The sequence below is a fragment of the Rhizobium sp. CFBP 8762 genome (assembly GCF_014841565.1).
Classification (GTDB): Bacteria; Pseudomonadota; Alphaproteobacteria; order Rhizobiales; family Rhizobiaceae; genus CFBP-8762.
Window position 1 is genome coordinate 718,729 of sequence record NZ_JACYUD010000001.1, and the last position, 16,762, is coordinate 735,490.

Annotated in this window: 19 protein-coding genes; 13 read left to right on the top strand and 6 right to left on the bottom strand. The window is 57.2% G+C overall.

Annotation, left to right across the window (positions count from 1 at the left end):
* The first annotated feature begins 15 nt into the window (after positions 1 to 15).
* The 5 genes from IFT84_RS03375 to IFT84_RS03395 all read left to right on the top strand — a co-directional run bounded on the left by IFT84_RS03375 (position 16) and on the right by IFT84_RS03395 (position 4,479).
* The gene (locus IFT84_RS03375) at positions 16 to 252 is read left to right on the top strand and encodes a hypothetical protein (RefSeq protein WP_192117200.1); all 237 of its coding nucleotides are present in this window, start codon (positions 16 to 18) and stop codon (positions 250 to 252) included.
* A 312-nt stretch (positions 253 to 564) separates the two neighbouring features.
* Positions 565 to 1,998 carry a cytochrome ubiquinol oxidase subunit I gene (locus tag IFT84_RS03380; RefSeq protein WP_192117201.1) on the top strand — a complete coding sequence of 478 codons (1,434 nt, stop codon included), beginning with the start codon at positions 565 to 567 and terminating at the stop codon, positions 1,996 to 1,998.
* Positions 1,988 to 2,992 carry a cytochrome d ubiquinol oxidase subunit II gene (gene cydB, locus IFT84_RS03385; RefSeq protein WP_192117202.1) on the top strand — a complete coding sequence of 335 codons (1,005 nt, stop codon included), beginning with the start codon at positions 1,988 to 1,990 and terminating at the stop codon, positions 2,990 to 2,992. The genes IFT84_RS03380 and cydB overlap by 11 nt, the downstream gene beginning before the upstream one ends.
* Before the next feature lie 178 nt (positions 2,993 to 3,170).
* Positions 3,171 to 3,473: a chorismate mutase family protein gene (locus tag IFT84_RS03390; protein ID WP_192117203.1), complete on the top strand. Its 303-nt coding sequence runs from the start codon at positions 3,171 to 3,173 to the stop codon at positions 3,471 to 3,473.
* A 223-nt stretch (positions 3,474 to 3,696) separates the two neighbouring features.
* The gene (locus IFT84_RS03395; RefSeq protein WP_192117204.1) at positions 3,697 to 4,479 is read left to right on the top strand and encodes an outer membrane protein; all 783 of its coding nucleotides are present in this window, start codon (positions 3,697 to 3,699) and stop codon (positions 4,477 to 4,479) included.
* Positions 4,480 to 4,584: 105 nt separating this feature from the next.
* On the opposite strand, the gene galE is transcribed toward IFT84_RS03395, so the two are convergent.
* The 3 genes from galE to mscL all read right to left on the bottom strand — a co-directional run bounded on the left by galE (position 4,585) and on the right by mscL (position 7,421).
* A complete protein-coding gene (gene galE / locus IFT84_RS03400) occupies positions 4,585 to 5,577 on the bottom strand; it encodes a UDP-glucose 4-epimerase GalE (protein ID WP_192117205.1) in 993 nt (330 codons plus the stop codon).
* 58 nt (positions 5,578 to 5,635) lie between these two features.
* Positions 5,636 to 6,802: a pyridoxal phosphate-dependent aminotransferase gene (locus IFT84_RS03405; RefSeq protein ID WP_192117206.1), complete on the bottom strand. Its 1,167-nt coding sequence runs from the start codon at positions 6,800 to 6,802 to the stop codon at positions 5,636 to 5,638.
* Positions 6,803 to 6,980: 178 nt separating this feature from the next.
* A complete protein-coding gene (mscL, locus tag IFT84_RS03410) occupies positions 6,981 to 7,421 on the bottom strand; it encodes a large conductance mechanosensitive channel protein MscL (protein WP_192117207.1) in 441 nt (146 codons plus the stop codon).
* 128 nt (positions 7,422 to 7,549) lie between these two features.
* On the opposite strand from mscL, the gene IFT84_RS03415 reads away from it, so the two are divergent.
* Both IFT84_RS03415 and IFT84_RS03420 read left to right on the top strand, forming a co-directional pair.
* A complete protein-coding gene (locus tag IFT84_RS03415) occupies positions 7,550 to 7,897 on the top strand; it encodes a DUF952 domain-containing protein (RefSeq protein ID WP_192117208.1) in 348 nt (115 codons plus the stop codon).
* Complete coding sequence (locus IFT84_RS03420) at positions 7,894 to 8,979, top strand: quinone-dependent dihydroorotate dehydrogenase (RefSeq protein WP_192117209.1); 1,086 nt, start codon at positions 7,894 to 7,896, stop codon at positions 8,977 to 8,979. Before IFT84_RS03415 ends, IFT84_RS03420 begins: the two co-directional genes overlap by 4 nt.
* Before the next feature lie 116 nt (positions 8,980 to 9,095).
* Here IFT84_RS03420 and IFT84_RS03425 read toward each other — a convergent pair whose 3' ends face one another.
* Both IFT84_RS03425 and IFT84_RS03430 read right to left on the bottom strand, forming a co-directional pair.
* Positions 9,096 to 9,581, bottom strand: a complete 486-nt coding sequence (locus tag IFT84_RS03425) for a CAP domain-containing protein (RefSeq protein WP_192117210.1) — start codon at positions 9,579 to 9,581, stop codon at positions 9,096 to 9,098.
* A gap of 111 nt (positions 9,582 to 9,692) precedes the next feature.
* Entirely contained in the window at positions 9,693 to 9,959 is a 267-nt protein-coding gene (locus IFT84_RS03430) for a DUF6460 domain-containing protein (protein WP_192117211.1), read from the bottom strand.
* A gap of 125 nt (positions 9,960 to 10,084) precedes the next feature.
* On the opposite strand from IFT84_RS03430, the gene IFT84_RS03435 reads away from it, so the two are divergent.
* Genes IFT84_RS03435 through pdeM form a run of 6 tightly spaced genes read left to right on the top strand, consistent with a single transcriptional unit; the run spans position 10,085 to position 16,358 of the window.
* Positions 10,085 to 11,038 (top strand): methyltransferase domain-containing protein, encoded by a 954-nt coding sequence (locus IFT84_RS03435; protein WP_192117212.1) that lies wholly within the window; start codon positions 10,085 to 10,087, stop codon positions 11,036 to 11,038.
* Positions 11,028 to 11,675, top strand: coding sequence for a YitT family protein (locus IFT84_RS03440; protein ID WP_192117213.1), 648 nt, complete (start codon positions 11,028 to 11,030; stop codon positions 11,673 to 11,675). Before IFT84_RS03435 ends, IFT84_RS03440 begins: the two co-directional genes overlap by 11 nt.
* A gap of 17 nt (positions 11,676 to 11,692) precedes the next feature.
* Positions 11,693 to 12,451 carry an ABC transporter substrate-binding protein gene (locus IFT84_RS03445; protein ID WP_192117214.1) on the top strand — a complete coding sequence of 253 codons (759 nt, stop codon included), beginning with the start codon at positions 11,693 to 11,695 and terminating at the stop codon, positions 12,449 to 12,451.
* Between the two features lie 50 nt (positions 12,452 to 12,501).
* Entirely contained in the window at positions 12,502 to 12,984 is a 483-nt protein-coding gene (locus tag IFT84_RS03450; RefSeq protein WP_192117215.1) for a YccF family protein, read from the top strand.
* Positions 12,985 to 13,038: 54 nt separating this feature from the next.
* The gene (locus tag IFT84_RS03455) at positions 13,039 to 15,564 is read left to right on the top strand and encodes a ligase-associated DNA damage response DEXH box helicase (RefSeq protein ID WP_192117583.1); all 2,526 of its coding nucleotides are present in this window, start codon (positions 13,039 to 13,041) and stop codon (positions 15,562 to 15,564) included.
* 56 nt (positions 15,565 to 15,620) lie between these two features.
* Positions 15,621 to 16,358, top strand: a complete 738-nt coding sequence (gene pdeM, locus IFT84_RS03460) for a ligase-associated DNA damage response endonuclease PdeM (protein ID WP_192117216.1) — start codon at positions 15,621 to 15,623, stop codon at positions 16,356 to 16,358.
* Positions 16,359 to 16,522: 164 nt separating this feature from the next.
* On the opposite strand, the gene IFT84_RS03465 is transcribed toward pdeM, so the two are convergent.
* Positions 16,523 to 16,759 carry an Lrp/AsnC ligand binding domain-containing protein gene (locus tag IFT84_RS03465; RefSeq protein WP_192117217.1) on the bottom strand — a complete coding sequence of 79 codons (237 nt, stop codon included), beginning with the start codon at positions 16,757 to 16,759 and terminating at the stop codon, positions 16,523 to 16,525.
* Between the last annotated feature and the right edge of the window lie 3 nt (positions 16,760 to 16,762).

A 16,762-nucleotide genomic window follows, 5' to 3' on the forward strand; every position in this document is an offset into this window, starting at 1 on the left:
CAAAGGAAAACTATTATGAAAAAGTTCGCATTCGCAGTCGCCGCCCTTGCTCTGACAGCCGGTAGCGCATTCGCTGAAAACCCAAACAACAGCATTCCTGCTGAACTTCAGCAGAACCGCTCTGCCTCGCAGATCGACCGTTCCACCACGCAGTCCATCACGCGTGACCGTTCTACAGACACTGTCCGTGGCACACAGCGTTACGTTGATCCTTCTGCAAACCGCTACGGCGATGCTCAACCCGGCAACTAAGCTGGCACGCAACTTAAGCTGGCACGCAATTAAACTTTACTGACCACCGCTGACCCGATCAGCCCTGACGGCCCCTTGATTGTCATCATTGGGGCCGTCCGAACGCCCAGACCTGCCATACGCACATACACAATGTCGCAGTGTGACACTATGCCAGCCAGACCTTTGTTGACCTTTGCCTGTTGGTGCACAATGTTTAGAACAGTTCCAGGAGATCGCATCGGCGGTTATCCGCGCGGAACGGGATGAACAAGACCGCCAGTTGCCATGATCGCCGTTTGCGGCAGACATGAACTGGCAATAGGTGCCATCATGTTCGAAGGTTTTGATGCTCTTCTGCTGGCGCGAATGCAATTCGCGTTTACCGTCTCGTTTCACATCATCTTTCCCGCATTTTCTATCGGGCTTGCCAGCTACCTGTTCGTTTTGAACGGGCTTTGGTTGTGGAAAAAGGAGAAGGTCTATTTTGACCTTTTCAACTTCTGGAAAACCATATTTGCCGTCGCGTTTGGCATGGGCGTGGTGTCCGGCATCGTCATGTCCTACCAGTTCGGCACCAACTGGGCTGTCTTTTCCGACAAGGCCGGTCCGGTCATGGGCCCCTTGATGGGCTATGAGGTTCTGACCGCTTTCTTTCTGGAAGCCGGGTTTCTGGGCATTATGCTTTTCGGGCTCAATCGTGTCGGACCGAAGCTGCATTTCTTCGCCACCGGTATGGTTGCGCTTGGAACCCTGATTTCCGCCACATGGATTCTCTCCGCCAATTCGTGGATGCACACGCCGCAGGGCTTTGCCATGAATGCGGATGGGCAGTTCGTGCCCGTGAGCTGGTTCAAGATTATCTTCAACCCCTCCTTTCCCTACCGCTTTACGCATATGGTTCTGGCCGCTTATCTCACCACCGCCCTTGTGGTGGGTGCAACAGGGGCGTGGCACCTGTTGAAAAAGACGGCCCATGACCGCGCCCACACCATGTTTTCCATGGCCATGTGGATGGCCGCGATTGTCGCCCCCTTGCAAATTCTGGCCGGCGATGCCCAGGGCCTGAACACGCTGGAACATCAACCGGCCAAGGTCATGGCAATGGAAGGCCATTATGAAAGCCATCCTAATGGCGCACCTCTTATTCTTTTTGGTATTCCCAATCCGGCTGAAAAGCGGATCGACTACGCGGTGGAAATTCCGAAACTGTCCAGCCTGATCCTGAAACACGATCTGAATGCGCCTTTGGCAGGTCTCGATACCATTCCGGATGACCGTGAACCGCCGGTGGCGGTGGTCTTCTGGTCGTTCCGGGTCATGATCGCCATTGGATTTGCGATGTTGGGGCTTGGATTGTGGAGCCTGTATTGTCGGTGGAGAAAGACACTCGACAGCAATGTCTGGCTGCACCGGGCGGCTGTGCTGATGGGTCCAGCCGGTTTCATTGCGGTGCTGGCCGGGTGGATCACGACCGAAGTGGGCCGTCAGCCCTACACCGTTTACGGATATCTGCGAACGGTGGAGTCCATCTCCCCGGTTGATGCGCCAGCGGTGGCCACATCGCTCATTGCCTTCATCGTCGTCTACTTCTTCGTGTTCGGCGCCGGTACGTTTTACATTCTGCGGCTGATGGCCCGCCTGCCGCGCAATCCACAACCCGCCCTCAACGATGGTCCGCTGCGCACGGCGGGCGTGACCCCTGCCCCGGCCATGAACGCCAAGGGCCGCGTGGATGATAATGGAGGCTATGACGATGCCGTTTGATATCGCGTTCATCTGGGCGGGCATCATTGCCTTTGCCGTTCTGGCCTATGTCATTCTCGATGGTTTTGACCTCGGCGTAGGCATCCTGTTTCCCTTCTTTCCCGAGCGGCACGACCGCGACGTGATGATGAACACCGTCGCACCCGTCTGGGACGGTAACGAAACCTGGCTGGTGCTGGGCGGCGGTGGCCTCATGGCCGTATTTCCGCTGGCCTATGCCACCATTCTTCCAGCCCTTTACGTGCCGATCATCGCCATGCTTCTTGGCCTTATCTTTCGCGGTGTTGCCTTTGAGTATCGTTGGCGCACGACGCGTGCTCAGTTTCTGTGGAACTGGGCATTTGCCGGTGGCTCCATGATTGCAGCGTTCTCCCAAGGCATGGCGCTTGGTGCCCTTGTGCAGGGCATATCCGTGGTCAACCGCGCCTACGCAGGCCACTGGTGGGACTGGTTTTCACCGTTTACGGTTTTGACCGGACTTGCCGTTCTGGTTGGCTATGCTCTTTTGGGTGCCACATGGCTTGTGATGCGCACTGGTGGCGACCTGCGTGAAAAAGCACATTCGATAGCGACCAAGGCCGCAATCGGCACCGTTGTCGGTATGGCAGCCGTCAGCATCTGGACACCGTTTCTGGCACCGAGCTACCTGCAACGCTGGTTCAGTTGGCCTACGGCCGCATTCAGCGTCATTGTCCCGGTTCTGGTGGCTGGCTGCATCGCCCTGCTGATCTACGGCATTCGCTCGAACCGCGACTCACTGCCGTTTGTCGCGGCACTCGGCCTTTTCGTTCTGGGCTTTGCCGGTATTGGCATCAGCTTTTACCCGTTTATCGTACCGCCCTCCGTCACCATCTGGGACGCCGCAGCACCCTATGACAGCATGGTGTTTCTGCTGGTTGGAGCGGTCATTCTGGTTCCGACCATCCTGATCTATACGGGCTACGCCTACTGGGTCTTTCGCGGTAAAATGAACCCGGACGAGGGCTACCATTGATGCGTCCCGGAACAACCGCGCGCAAACTGCTGTGGTTTGCCGCGCTATGGCTGGCAGGCGTTGCCTGCGTAACGGTGGTGGGCCTGATCATCAAGCTGGCCCTGGGCGCGTGATATTTTCATCTTTTCTTTGGCCCCGGATCGTGCCACCAACCGCTCCAGCGTGAAAGGAGACCGGAATGGCCAAAACAGCGGCTGAATGCACATCAATGGAAGACATCCGCACCGAGATTGATCGGCTCGATCAGGCGCTGATGGCGTTGTTTCAGGAACGCTGGACCTATATTTCACGCGCTGCCGAAATCAAAAGCGGTCTCGGCATCCCGGCGGACGTGCCGTCTCGGGTCCGGCAAGTGCGTGACAATGCTCGAGCCAATGCACTGGCCCATGGTCTGGACCCTGTTTTCTACGAGGACCTCTGGGAGCGCCTTATCCGACACTCCATAGCGCATGAGGAAGAGACATTGGGCAAAACTGGTTAACAATGGTGCGGTGCAAACGACGTGATTTCGCGCACTGGTTGTTCTTCGTTAACACTTCGCGTGAATCGTGGCCATCCTGCAACACCCCTTTCACTCTTTGAGCCATTCTCTCCTAAAAAACATCGTTTCATGTAGTTTTTCGCGGAGGAAGGATTATCTTTCATTTCAACGCTGCTGCAACAAGATGTGCGGTGGTCCTTCTTTAGATGAACGGATATTAGATATGGCGATTTCTGTAAAACTTAGCCTGGCTGCCCTGCTTCTTGCTTCCTGCGCATCCGTTGCATCGGCTGCTGATGTTGTTGTTGCTGAGCCCGTCGCTGAACAGGCTGTTGTTGAAAACACATCTGGCTTCTACCTCGGCTCGTTCAATGGTGTAACGTTCTTCGACAACACTGATTTCAACTATCAGTCGCGCGTTGGTACACCTCGCAACATCCCGATCAGCCAGGACTACGAAACAGGCTACTACACCGCGGCCCGTCTGGGTTACAACTTCGGTGCATATTCCTACGTCATGCCACGTATCGAACTTGAAGTCGGCTTCGGCAATTCCTCTGTCGATCACCAGATCAACGGTGGCCCGGTTGTTGCTGATATCGACTCCTTTGGTGATGCCCGTACCATTCAGGGTTACCTGAACGGTTACCTCGATATTCCGGTCATGGTTGGCCAGACAGGTTTCTTCTCGGCACTCACACCTTACGTCGGTGGTGGTATCGGTGCGATGAACCTGGAACTGCGTCGTCAGGGCGTGTCCTCGCAGGGCGTTGTCATGGATGATGACGATACACGTTTTGCTTACCACCTGGATGCCGGCGTCGGTATCAGCCTCGACAAAACAGGTGTTTTCCCAGCATCCACACTGTTTGAAAACACAACGCTCGACGTTGGCTACCGTTACACAGCTGCTGACGACTTCCGTCTGACATCGCGTGATGGCACTGTTTCCAAGACAGATTTCGAAAGCCACGCTGTGATGTTCGGTCTGCGCAAGCAGTTCTAATCGTTCAAGCTATTATTTACAGAGAAGGCCGGTATCTGAACAAGATACCGGCCTTCTTTGCGTTTGCCGAGGTGTCTGTGGTCTAAGAAAAACCTGATTGAAAGATCAGTAACTGTTCTTGCGCATCAGATGCGCTTCCCAATCCAGTGCACTGCGGATGATGCCACCGAGGTCATCATGTTTTGGCACCCAGCCCAGTTCGGTGCGGGCCAATGTCGCATCAGCTACGATTGACGCGGGGTCGCCGGCACGGCGCCCCTCGACACGGATTGCAAACGCGGACCCGTGGACGGTTTTTACCGCATCCAGAACATCGCGAACGGAAAAACCGCGACCGTAGCCGCAATTGGCTGTCAGCGAGCCGCCACCGGCACGCATACGCTCCAGAGCCTTGAGATGAGCTGCTGCAAGGTCCGTCACGTGAATATAGTCGCGGATGCAGGTGCCATCCGGTGTCGGATAATCCGTCCCGTAAATGGACATTTCCTGCCTGCGACCCAGCGCAGTTGCACAGGCCACCTTGATCAGATGCGTCGCGCCCGCTGAGGACTGGCCGGTGCGCCCGCGTGGGTCTGCGCCCGCAACATTGAAGTAGCGCAAGGCCGTATAGCGAAAATCATGGGCACTGGCGGCATCCCGCAGCATGATTTCGCTCATCAGCTTGGATGAGCCATAGGGGGATTCCGGGCGCAGCAGCGCGGTTTCCAGAACCGGCTGCAGAGAATCCGGCGTGCCATAAACCGCAGCCGTTGATGAAAATACAAAATGCGGAACACCGGCGGCAATGGTGCTGGCAATTAGACTGCGGGTCTTGACGGTATTGTTTTCGTAATAGCCCAGCGGATCGGACATGGAGTCCGGCACGACGATGGACCCGGCAAAGTGGATAACTGCGTCTATGCTGTTCTCAGCAAAGATGCGAGCCAACAACGGGGCATCGGCGACATCGCCCTGATAAAACCGTGCCTCAGGCGCAACCGCCCACTGAAAGCCGGTGGACAAGCGATCAATGACGACGACGTCTTCCCCCGCATCCAGCAGCGCCCATACCATATGGCTGCCGATGTAACCGGCACCCCCCGTAACCAATACCGCCATGCTTTTTCCTCGATAACACTTGCTACCGGTATCGAACACGGTGGCGATTGTAAATCGGTCAGCGGCGCGCGATGTATTGCGCCAGCCGCTCCGCCGCTTGAGCAACATGACCTGGATCGCGCAGGAAACAAGCCCGCAAGAAGGGCGTGCCACCACCTCCAAAAGCCGTACCGGGGGCAAGCCCCACGCCGGTCTGGTCCACAATATCAAACGCCGCAGCACGGGAATCCGGTATGCTGTCGATTTTGAGAAAGGCGTAGATAGCACCTGCCGGCTTCAACGTTTCAACACGGTTGGTTGCCAGAAGGGCATCGCAGAACAGATCACGGTTCCGGGTGGCTTTATCAACATTTGCCTGAACAAAATCGTCGCCTGCATCCAGCGCCACGACCGCACCCTGCTGCAGAAACTGGGGGACGCCGGATGTGGAATACTGGATCAGGTTTTCAAAGACGGTGCCAAGTTCCGCCGGAGCGACGATCCAGCCCACACGCCAGCCAGTCATGGACCAGTTTTTGGAGAAGGAATTGACGAACAGGATACGATCATCCGCCTCCATTACATCCAGAAACGAGGGGGCTCGCTGGCCCGCATAATAATAGCGGGCGTAGATCTCATCCGCGACGATCCAGAGACCGTGGCGACGCGCCAGTTCCAGAAGCGCACGCAGATCGTCAGGACTGGCGGTCCATCCGGTCGGGTTGGATGGGGAGTTGATGAACAGGCTGCGCGTTGCTGGCGTAATCGCCGCTTCCACACGCCCGAGATCGCAGAACCATTCGCCCTGCTCGAAAGACAGTTCCACGCCAACAGGCCGCACCCCGGCAATCTCTGCAGCCGCTGCAAAGTTCGGCCATGCGGGACTGAGATAAACCATCTCATCGCCGGGCGAGGAAACGGCTTGAATCGCAAGCTGAATGGCCTGCATACCGGAGCCCGTAACGAAGCAGTTGTCTGGCTTGAGCGACGCATTGAAGTGACGCGCGTAGTAGCGCGCAATCGCCTCGCGAAGGGTAGGAATGCCAGCCTGCCAGGTGTAGAAGGTTTCCCCGGCCAGCAAGGCATCGCTGGCTGCCTTCGACACGAAATCCGGGGTTGGCAGATCGCCCTCGCCCACCCAGAGCGGAATCAGGCCATCACGACCTCGGGCATAGTCCACCAGTTCCACTATACCACTGGGCGGCGCATGAATCGCGCGCGGACTGAGACTGTTCAGAAATAACATGCTTGGCTATCCATTATGAGCATTTCCAGTGAAAACGGCTCCGTTTTCACGTCTGGACAATGCGACAAATAAAGGATCATAGAGCATTTACGGTGAACCCGTGTTCGCCGTAAATGCTCTATGATCAACCATGTCTAATGGACTTTGGCCGACGATACACGCGACAATCTCTGAACCATCAATCGCTTTTTGTGATGGGATTGGCCCGAAGCAGATCGCGGATTTCGCTCAGCAACTGGATATCTTCCGGCGGGGGTGCCGCTGGGGCTTCCTGCTTGTTGCGCTCAACCGAGGCACGCAGCTTATTGATGCCCTTGACCAGCAGGAAAATGATCCATGCCAGAATGAGAAAGTTGATGACCGCGGTGAGAAAGCTGCCATAGGCAAGCACTGCACCCTGCTCCCGCGCCGCAGCCAGTGAGGTGGCGGTAACAGCTGGCGAAAGTGGCAGGAAAAAGTTGGAGAAATCAAGTTTGCCGAGCAAAGCGCCGACAACCGGCATGATCATGTCATTCACCAGCGAAGTCACAATATTGTTGAAAGAGGCCCCCACGATCACAGCAACTGCAAGATCGATGACATTGCCCCGTGCAATAAATGCCTTGAAATCATTCAGCATCCGGCTCTCCTGAAATTAACAGCTCGCTTGTGCACCATGAACAAATTTACCACCTGTTGCAAGAGAGGCTTGGCGGGGCGCATAGCCATGCTATGGAACAGAAAACCAAAGTCGCCAGGGGGATGCCAATGCAGACTGTCATCTACAAAATTGTGACCGCCGATCAGTGGGCTGAAGCTCGTCGGACCGGCCTGTTTAAAGGCTCGGCCGTGGACCTTGCTGATGGATACATTCATTTTTCCACCGCCGCGCAGGTGCGCGAAACGGCCGCAAAGCATTTCCGGGGCGAAAGCAATCTCGTGCTGGTTGCCATTGATGAAAGCCGTCTGGGTGAAGCGCTGGTGTATGAGCCATCGCGTGGCGCTGCCCTGTTTCCGCATCTCTACGAACCCTTGAGCGTCGACGCCGTTCTCTGGGAAAAGCCGCTATCCCTGAATGCCGATGGGACGCACCAGTTTCCGGAGTTGAACGCATGAGCAAAGTCGTTTCCGCAGCGTTGCGCAGTCTCTATCTGCTGGACCCCGAAAAGGCGCATGGCGCGTCCCTTCGGGCGCTGAAAACCGGAATGGTGCGCCCAAAGAAATATGAGCCGGATGAACGGCTGGCGCAAACGGTCGCTGGCCTCACATTTCCAAACCCGCTGGGGCTTGCAGCCGGATATGACAAGAATGCCGAGGTGCCGGAGGCGGTCTTGCGCCTCGGCTTCGGCTTTACTGAAATCGGCACCGTGACGCCAAAGCCGCAGGATGGAAACCCGAAGCCGCGCGTCTTTCGGCTGATACAGGATGAAGCTGTCATCAACCGGCTTGGCTTCAACAATGAAGGCCATTGGGCGGCATTGGCACGGCTGAAAGCCTGCGATCCCGCGGCGCTGATCGGCGTCAATATCGGTGCCAACAAAGACAGCGAGGATCGCATTGCCGACTATGTCGCAGGCATTCGCAATTTCTATGGCGTTGCCCGGTATTTCACGGCCAATATCTCCTCGCCAAACACGCCGGGTCTGCGCGATCTGCAAGCACGCGAGAGCCTTTCGTCACTATTGTCAGCGGTGCTGGCCGCACGCGATGAAGAGGTTGCATCAAGCGGGCGCATGGTTCCTGTGTTTTTAAAAATCGCACCTGATCTGACCGAAGACGGCCTAGACGATATCGCCGCCGAAGTGCTCGCCCACAGATTGGACGGGTTGATTGTGTCCAACACCACCCTGTCTCGTGTGGGGCTGACGGACCACCGGCAGGCGAGTGAGACGGGTGGCATGTCCGGCAAACCGTTGTTTGAAAAATCAACCATCGTGCTGGCAAAGATGCGCCAGCGGCTGGGGCCGGACCTGCCGCTGATCGGCGTTGGCGGGGTGCACTCGGCAGATACCGCAGCGGAAAAAATCCGCGCGGGCGCACATCTGGTTCAGCTATATTCCGGCATGGTGTATGGCGGTCCGGGTTTGGCAGCCGACATCGTGCGCGGGCTCTCAACGATTTGCAACCGGGAGAAACTGAACGCCCTCAGTGAGATACGCGGGTGCAACACTGAGGAATGGGCTACGCGAACACTATAAGCGCGGCTAGAGCATTTCCAGTGAAAACGGAGTGGTTTTCACGTCTGGACAATGCGACAAATAAAGGAACTGGAGCATTTCCGGTGAACCCGTGTTCACCGGAAATGCTCTAGGTACTACGCACTCAAAACCATCGCCCAATAGGGCTTGTTGTCAGATGCAGGGTTGGTGACCATGGCTACGCCAAGGCCTCGGTAGGATTTGCCGAGCATGTTGACGAGATGCTTGGGCGAGTTGACCCAGGCCAGAAATGCGCGCTCGGTCGTCGCCTGTCCTGCCGCAATATTTTCGCCCGCAGGCAGCGCCACATCGTGCGCCTTCATACGGTCATGAAAATTTGCGCCAAGGCCAATATTGTGTTCCATCCGTCCCACACGGGCCATCAGCGCCGCCTGATCTTGCGCGGCTTTGCCCGCCGCAGCATCGGCCACGAGAGGTGGCAGACCGCGCTTGGCACGCAGAGCGTTGATCAACGGCAGCGTTTCAGCAGTTTTGTCACTGCCCGTCCCGGGCGCTGCCGGCGGTGCAACCGTGTTGCACCCGGCGAGAAGCATCAGGGTGCCGAGCGCACCGGTTTGACATAGAAAACGACGACGATTCATGGGAGACGTCCTTGAGCATAATCCGACCGGAGTGAAACGAGGATCGACAAGATTATGCTTTAAATGAAAATACTTAGAGCGCTGATCTGATTTATCAGATTGGAGAGCGCTCTAACGTCGGTAGCTTAGCAGACGGATGATAATAAAGGCCGGAATAACGATGACACCGCCCAACAGCAGATAATCCCCAACACGCCCCAGCGCGTCGAACCCATTATACCAAAGGTTCAGCAGGAAGCGCTGAACGGTGCGGAAAATATCATAGGGATACCAGCCAAAGAACGACATGGCGTAGCCCACGATCACCGATACAACCACCAGCTTGAGCAGCACACGCAGGGGCGAATCCCCCAGAAATCTGTTTGTGCCTTCGGCCATGCGCGATTCTCCTGTTTGAGCCAGAGATAAGCGCGACACGCGTCTGCTGCAAGCGCCAACTCTTTTGTCCTCAAAAGCCAACAAAAATCGCTTGTGTTTTGCCAGCGCTGCGCGGAAAAAAGCGGATGATTCCCCATCAGCTTTCCTCCGGCGATTACATCGCCGACCGCCGCGCCGACTATGCCCGTCTGCTGTTTGAGGCAGGCGACTGGAATGGCGCAGCCGATCTCTTGCGCCAGGCGCTGGAGCGTGCGCCCGCCTGGGCGGCAGGCTGGTTCCGGCTGTCGCAGTATGAGGAAAAATCAGGCTGCCCGGAGGCAGCCATCGCCGCACTGGATACAGTGCTGGCGCTGGACCCGACCGATCTTTTCGGAGCCGGGTTGAAGCGTGCAGTCATCTCTCACGGGTCCGCCCCGAACCACCCGCCCAGCGTGTTTGTAGAGCGCCTATTTGACGATTATGCCGACCGTTTTGAGCATTCGCTGGTCGTGCAACTGAACTACGACCTGCCAGACAAACTCAACCAAATGCTGCCCTCAAACCCATTTGCCTATGTCACCGATCTCGGTTGCGGCACGGGGCTGATGGGTGAACGGCTGCGGGCCCGCACTGCATGGCTGGAAGGGTTCGATCTCTCCGCCAATATGTTGGCGAAAGCGGGCACCAAGGGTATTTACGACCACCTTTGCAAGGCAGACCTGTCGCTGACCGTGGAAGGCAGCGGTGTCTTTGATACCCTGCCTCACCACCGCGCCGATTTGATCGTGGCTGCCGACGTCATGATCTATATCGGCGATCTCACCAGCATTTTCGAGATTGCCGCTGCACTGGCAGCCCCCGGTGCTCTTTTTGCCTTTTCCGTTGAGGATGCCCCCGTAGGCAAGAATGGTGAGGAGGGTTTCCACCTTGCGCAATCGCTGCGCTATGCGCACACTGCGGCCTATATCAAGAGCCAGTGTGACCGCCATGGATTTGAAATCTTGACCATTTTACGCACGGAAATCCGTATGGATGCCGGGCTGCCGGTTCCCGGCTCACTCGTACTGACACGCAGCACAGGGGTGCCCCATGAGGGATAAGACGGGTGACAAGACACAGCGTTTCGGCCTCTGGAACTCCACTCCCACGCGGCACACCCCACTGGAAAACACGCAAGGCATTCTGGCCGGCTGCATCGTGTCGGCACTGGGCATCGCTATTCTATCCAGTGCGGGGCTGTTGACCGGCGGCACGGCCGGCGTCGCCTTTCTGCTGCATTACGCCACGGGCTGGAGCTTCGGCCTGATGTTCTTTGTGGTGAATCTGCCTTTCTATTGGCTGTCGTTCCGGCGGCTGGGCTGGCCGTTCTCCATCAAAACCTTCCTCGCCATCGCTTTGACGTCCGTTTTGACCGAGATCCAGCCGCTGGCAATCGATATCGGCACCGTTAATCCGCTGTGGAGTGCTGTGATCGGGGGGCTGATGATTGGCTTCGGCTTGCTGGCGCTCTATCGCCACCGCGCCAGTCTGGGCGGTATCGGCATTCTGGCGATCTACCTTCAGGACCGGTTCGGTTGGCGCGCTGGACTGGTGCAACTGGCGTTTGACCTGTCGGTTCTGGCCGTATCCTTTGCCTTGCTTAGCCCACTGGTGGTCGCCTGTTCCGTTGTAGGTGCGCTTGTGCTAAATCTCTTTCTTGCGATTAATCATCGTTCGGACAGGTATATCGCGCTGTAAGAATTGGGGAGAAAACCATGAGGACGTTGTTAAGCGTGACACTTGCGGCTTTGCTGTCGGCATCGGCAGTGTTTGCGCAGGACGGCAAGACCATTCGCATTGCCACCGAAGGAGCCTACCCGCCGTTCAATTTCATGGCTGCCGATGGCACCCTGCAAGGGCTGGACGTGGATATTGCCAAGGCGCTGTGCGCGGAAATGAAGGCCAATTGCGCCATCGTTGCACAGGACTGGGACGGCATGATACCCGCGCTGACAGCAGGCAAGTTCGATGCGATTATTGCCTCCATGAGCATTACAGAAGAGCGCAAACAGAAGATCGACTTTACCAATCGCTATTACAAGACCCCGCTCGCCATTGCCGTTCTGAAGGAAGGCGGACCGACGGGCACCGCCGTTGCAGAGCTTGAGGGAAAAACGATTGGCGCGCAGGCTGCCACCATTCAAGCCAATACGGCCGAGGATATTTATGGCAAGGCGGGCGTGGAGGTCAAACTCTACCCCACACAGGAAGAAGCGGCTGCCGACCTTGAGAACGGGCGTATCGATGCGCTGATGTCCGACAAGTTCGTGATCACCGACTGGCTGAACACGACCGGCAAGGATTGCTGCAAACTGCTGGGGGACGTCGCTGGCACGGACACAGATGTCGGGATCGGCCTTCGCAAGGGTGACAATGTCCTGAAAGAGCGTTTCAATACGGCTATTGAGGCGATTGTGAAAAACGGCACCTATAAGACCATCGTCGCCAAATATTTCCCCTTCGATATCTATTGATTGCCGCCCATCGACCCCACATCCTGCCCAGTTCGCAGATAGGAGCACCCATGCGTTTCATCGGAAATACAATCTGGTTCGTTTTTGGTGGCGCATTGCTGGGGTTGTGGTGGCTGATTGGGGCTGTGTTGTTTGCGATCAGCATCATCGGCCTGCCGATCAGCCGTGCCGCGTTTGAAATGGCGAAGATGTCCGCCTTCCCCTTCGGCAAGGATGTGGTGCATGTGCGTGAACTGGATGGCAAAGGCCTGACACCGATCACCGCCATTACGGGGCCCATTGGATTTATTGCCAATATTATCTGGCTGTTTACCTTTGGCTGGTCGCTGTGCCTTGGCTATCTCATCGCGGGGGTGCTGACCTGCCTGACCATCATCGGCATTCCCTTCGGTTTGCAGGCGTTCAAGCTGGCAGGCATTTCGCTGTGGCCGGTGGGGCGGCGTGTGGTGACGAAGGAAGTCGCCAATGCTGCGCGTGACCGCAATGCGGCACGCCGGTTCAGCGATGTTCGCCCCGCAATTGCGCAGCGGTAAAATTTGTCTGACAGCCGCTTGGCCGCTTACATTCAGCGGCCAAGTGCCTATGTTGTGGGCGTGACACAGCATCAGACGATCAGCCATCTGCCCGCCCCCTTCCCCGCCTGGTTTGCTGCCAAGGGCTGGCAGCCGCGCGCGCATCAATTGGCGCTGCTGGAACGGGCAAAAGACGGCGAAAGCATGTTGCTGATTGCCCCCACGGGTGCCGGTAAAACGCTGGCTGGCTTTCTGCCATCGCTGACCGACCTGACGCGGCGCGGCGACACGCGCAAACCGGGCAGCGCCTTTCAAGGCATTCACACGCTCTATATCTCGCCGCTGAAAGCGCTAGCCGTCGATATCGAGCGCAATCTGATGAAGCCCGTTAGCGAAATGGGCTTGCCCGTGAAGGTGGAAAATCGCACCGGCGATACATCAGCCTCCAAACGCGCGCGCCAGAAAACCAACCCGCCGGATATTCTGCTCACCACGCCGGAGCAGGTGGCTTTGCTGATTTCCGATGGACAGGCGGAGCGTTTCTTCAAAGACCTGAAATTCGTCGTGCTGGACGAATTGCATTCGCTCGTTACCTCAAAACGCGGCCACCTGCTTTCCCTGGGGCTGGCACGTTTGCGCACGCTTAGTCCAGACATGCAGACCATCGGTCTTTCAGCCACCGTTGCCGAGCCTGAGGAATTGCAGCGCTGGCTGGTGGGACAGACGCAAGGTCAAACACGCCACGCAGGGCTGATCACTGTGGACGGTGGCGCCAAGCCCGAAATTACCATTTTGCGTACCGAGGAACGGGTGCCATGGGCGGGCCATAGCGCCACCTATGCCATGCCGGATGTTTACAAGGCCATCCAAGCCAATCGCACGACGCTGCTGTTCGTCAACACCCGCAATCAGGCGGAGCGGCTGTTTCAGGAACTCTGGACCATCAATGATGATAATCTGCCGATAGCGCTCCACCACGGATCGCTGGATGCAACGCAGCGCCGCCGCGTGGAAGCTGCGATGAGCGAGAACAAGCTGCGTGCCGTTGTTGCTACCTCCACGCTCGATCTCGGCATCGACTGGGGCGATGTGGACATGGTGGTGCATGTGGGCGCACCCAAGGGCGCAAGCCGTCTGGCGCAGCGCATCGGCCGCTCCAACCACCGGATGGATGAACCGAGCCGCGCCATTCTTGTGCCTGCCAACCGGTTTGAGGTGATGGAATGTCAGGCGGCACTGGATGCCAACTACGTTGGCGCGCAGGATACGCCGCCCGTGGGCGCGGGCGCGCTGGATGTGCTGGCCCAGCACGTGATGGGCATGGCCTGCGCCGCGCCGTTCGATCCGCTGTTGCTGTATGACGAAATCACCAGTGCCTCGCCTTACGCAGAACTGCCATGGGAAACATTCGAGCGGATCATCGATTTTGTGGCAACTGGCGGCTATGCGCTGCGCACCTATGACCGCTATGCCCGCATTCGCAAAATGGAAGACGGGCGCTGGCGTGTCTCCAATCCCTATCTTGCCCAGCAATACCGGCTGAATGTCGGCACCATTGTGGAGGCACCGGCGCTGAATGTGCGCATGGTGAAGCGCGGCGCAAAAGGTACGCTGGGCCGCGGGGGCATGACGCTGGGCAAGGTGGAAGAGTGGTTTCTGGAAGGGTTATCTTCTGGCGACACGTTCCTGTTTTCCGGCAAGGTGTTGCGGTTTGAGGGCATTCGGGAGAATGAATGTCTGGTGACGCAGGCCTATAATCTGGATCCGAAAATTCCCTCTTACGCGGGTGGCAAGTTTCCGCTGTCGACCTATCTGGCCGATCAGGTGCGCACCATGCTGGCGGACCCGGAAAACTGGCCTGCTCTTCCCGATCAGGTGCGTGAATGGCTGTCCATCCAGGGCGATGTCTCTGTGTTGCCGAGCAAAGACGAGTTGCTGATCGAGACCTTTCCGCATGGCAGCCGCTTTTTCATGGTGGCCTATGCCTTTGAAGGGCGGTTGGCGCACCAGACGTTGGGCATGTTGCTGACGCGGCGCATGGAGCGTGCGGGCCTGAAACCCCTTGGTTTTGTGGCAACCGATTATTCCCTCGCCATCTGGACGCTGGAGGATCTGGGCGAGGCGTTTTTGACCGAGAACCCGTCATTGTCGGAATTGTTCGACGAGGACATGCTTGGCGACGATCTGGAAGCGTGGCTGGACGAATCGTATCTTTTGAAACGCACGTTCCGCAATTGCGCTGTCATTGCCGGGCTGATTGACCTGCGCCATCCCGGCAAGGAAAAGAACGGACGACAGGTCACGGTTTCAGCCGATCTGATCTATGATGTACTGCGGCTGCATGAGCCGGACCACATTCTGCTGGAAGCCACGCGCAACGATGCGGCAACGGGGCTTTTGGATATTCGCCGACTTGGCGATATGCTGGCGCGAATCAAGGGACATATTTCCCACAAACCGTTGACGCGCGTTTCTCCTCTGGCAGTGCCTGTCATGATGGAAATCGGGCGGGAGCGGGTTGCGGGCGAGGCGCAGGATGTGCTGTTGGCGGAAGCGGCGGACGACCTGTTCAACGAAAGCATGTCCAGTAAAAGTGCATGAGCGGTTTTACGTCCGGACATGCGACAACAACGAAAGCATTTCTGGTTAATAGCATCATGAATCGACTTGCCTTGGCCGCTTCGGCCATACCAGCATCTGATACCCATGCCGCCCGCACCGTGGTGCATGGTGTAAGCGTGGTGTGCGATCCTTTTGGCGCACTGTATATGCCTGCGCATGAAACGCTTGTTGTCTCTGACCTGCACCTGGAAAAAGGCTCCGCCTTTGCCCGCCGTGGCATGATGCTTCCGCCTTACGATACCTTGGCAACGCTGCGTATTCTGGAACATGTGATTGCCCGCCACAACCCCAGGACCGTGATCAGCCTTGGCGATAATTTCCACGACCGGCGCGGGGCCGAACTCATGCCGGAGGTTTTTCGCGCCATGATACAGGCGCTGGCGAAGGGCCGGGAATGGGTATGGATCAACGGCAACCACGACCCGGACGGGGCCTTTGGCCTGCCCGGCACATCGCTGGATACGTTGCATTTCGGCGGCCTGCTGTTTCGCCATGAACCGACGCTTGGCGCCCGCCTTGGCGAGGTTTTGGGTGAGGTTTCGGGTCACCTTCACCCGTCCGCGACCGTGCGGAGACGGGAGAAATCCATCCGCCGCGCCTGCTTTGCAACCGATGGGCAACGCCTTGTGATGCCCGCCTTTGGCGTGACGACCGGCGGACTGGACTTGAAACACCGCGCCATGCAGGGCCTGTTTGACCACGAGCGGCTGGTGGCGCATCTGCTGGGACGAGATCGCGTTTACTCGGTGCGATTCGGCAATTTGACGGCGTGAGGCTAAGAACCCATATCAACCACTCGTCATTCCTGTGCTTGGTCCACAGGAATCCATAGTCTCCACACGGCACTTGTCCCCGTGTAGGTGGATTCCTGTGACAAGCACAGGAATGAGGGAGGAAAGTACGGCGCCCTGCTTCGTCTTCTAGACGAAAGGCTCGTTCAAAACGCGTTGAACGTCAGCGTTGTCAGCGAACGTACAATGCCGGGAATGGCGGCGATGTTATCATTGATAAATTTGCCAATTTCCTGCTCATCGCGCACATAGACTTTCAGCAGCAGATCATATTCACCGCTGGTGGAATACATCTCGGACACAAGCTCCGTCTTGTAGATGGCATCGGCCACGTCATAGGTCTTGCCCGGAGCGCATTGAAGCTGAACGAAGATTGGTTTCATGTT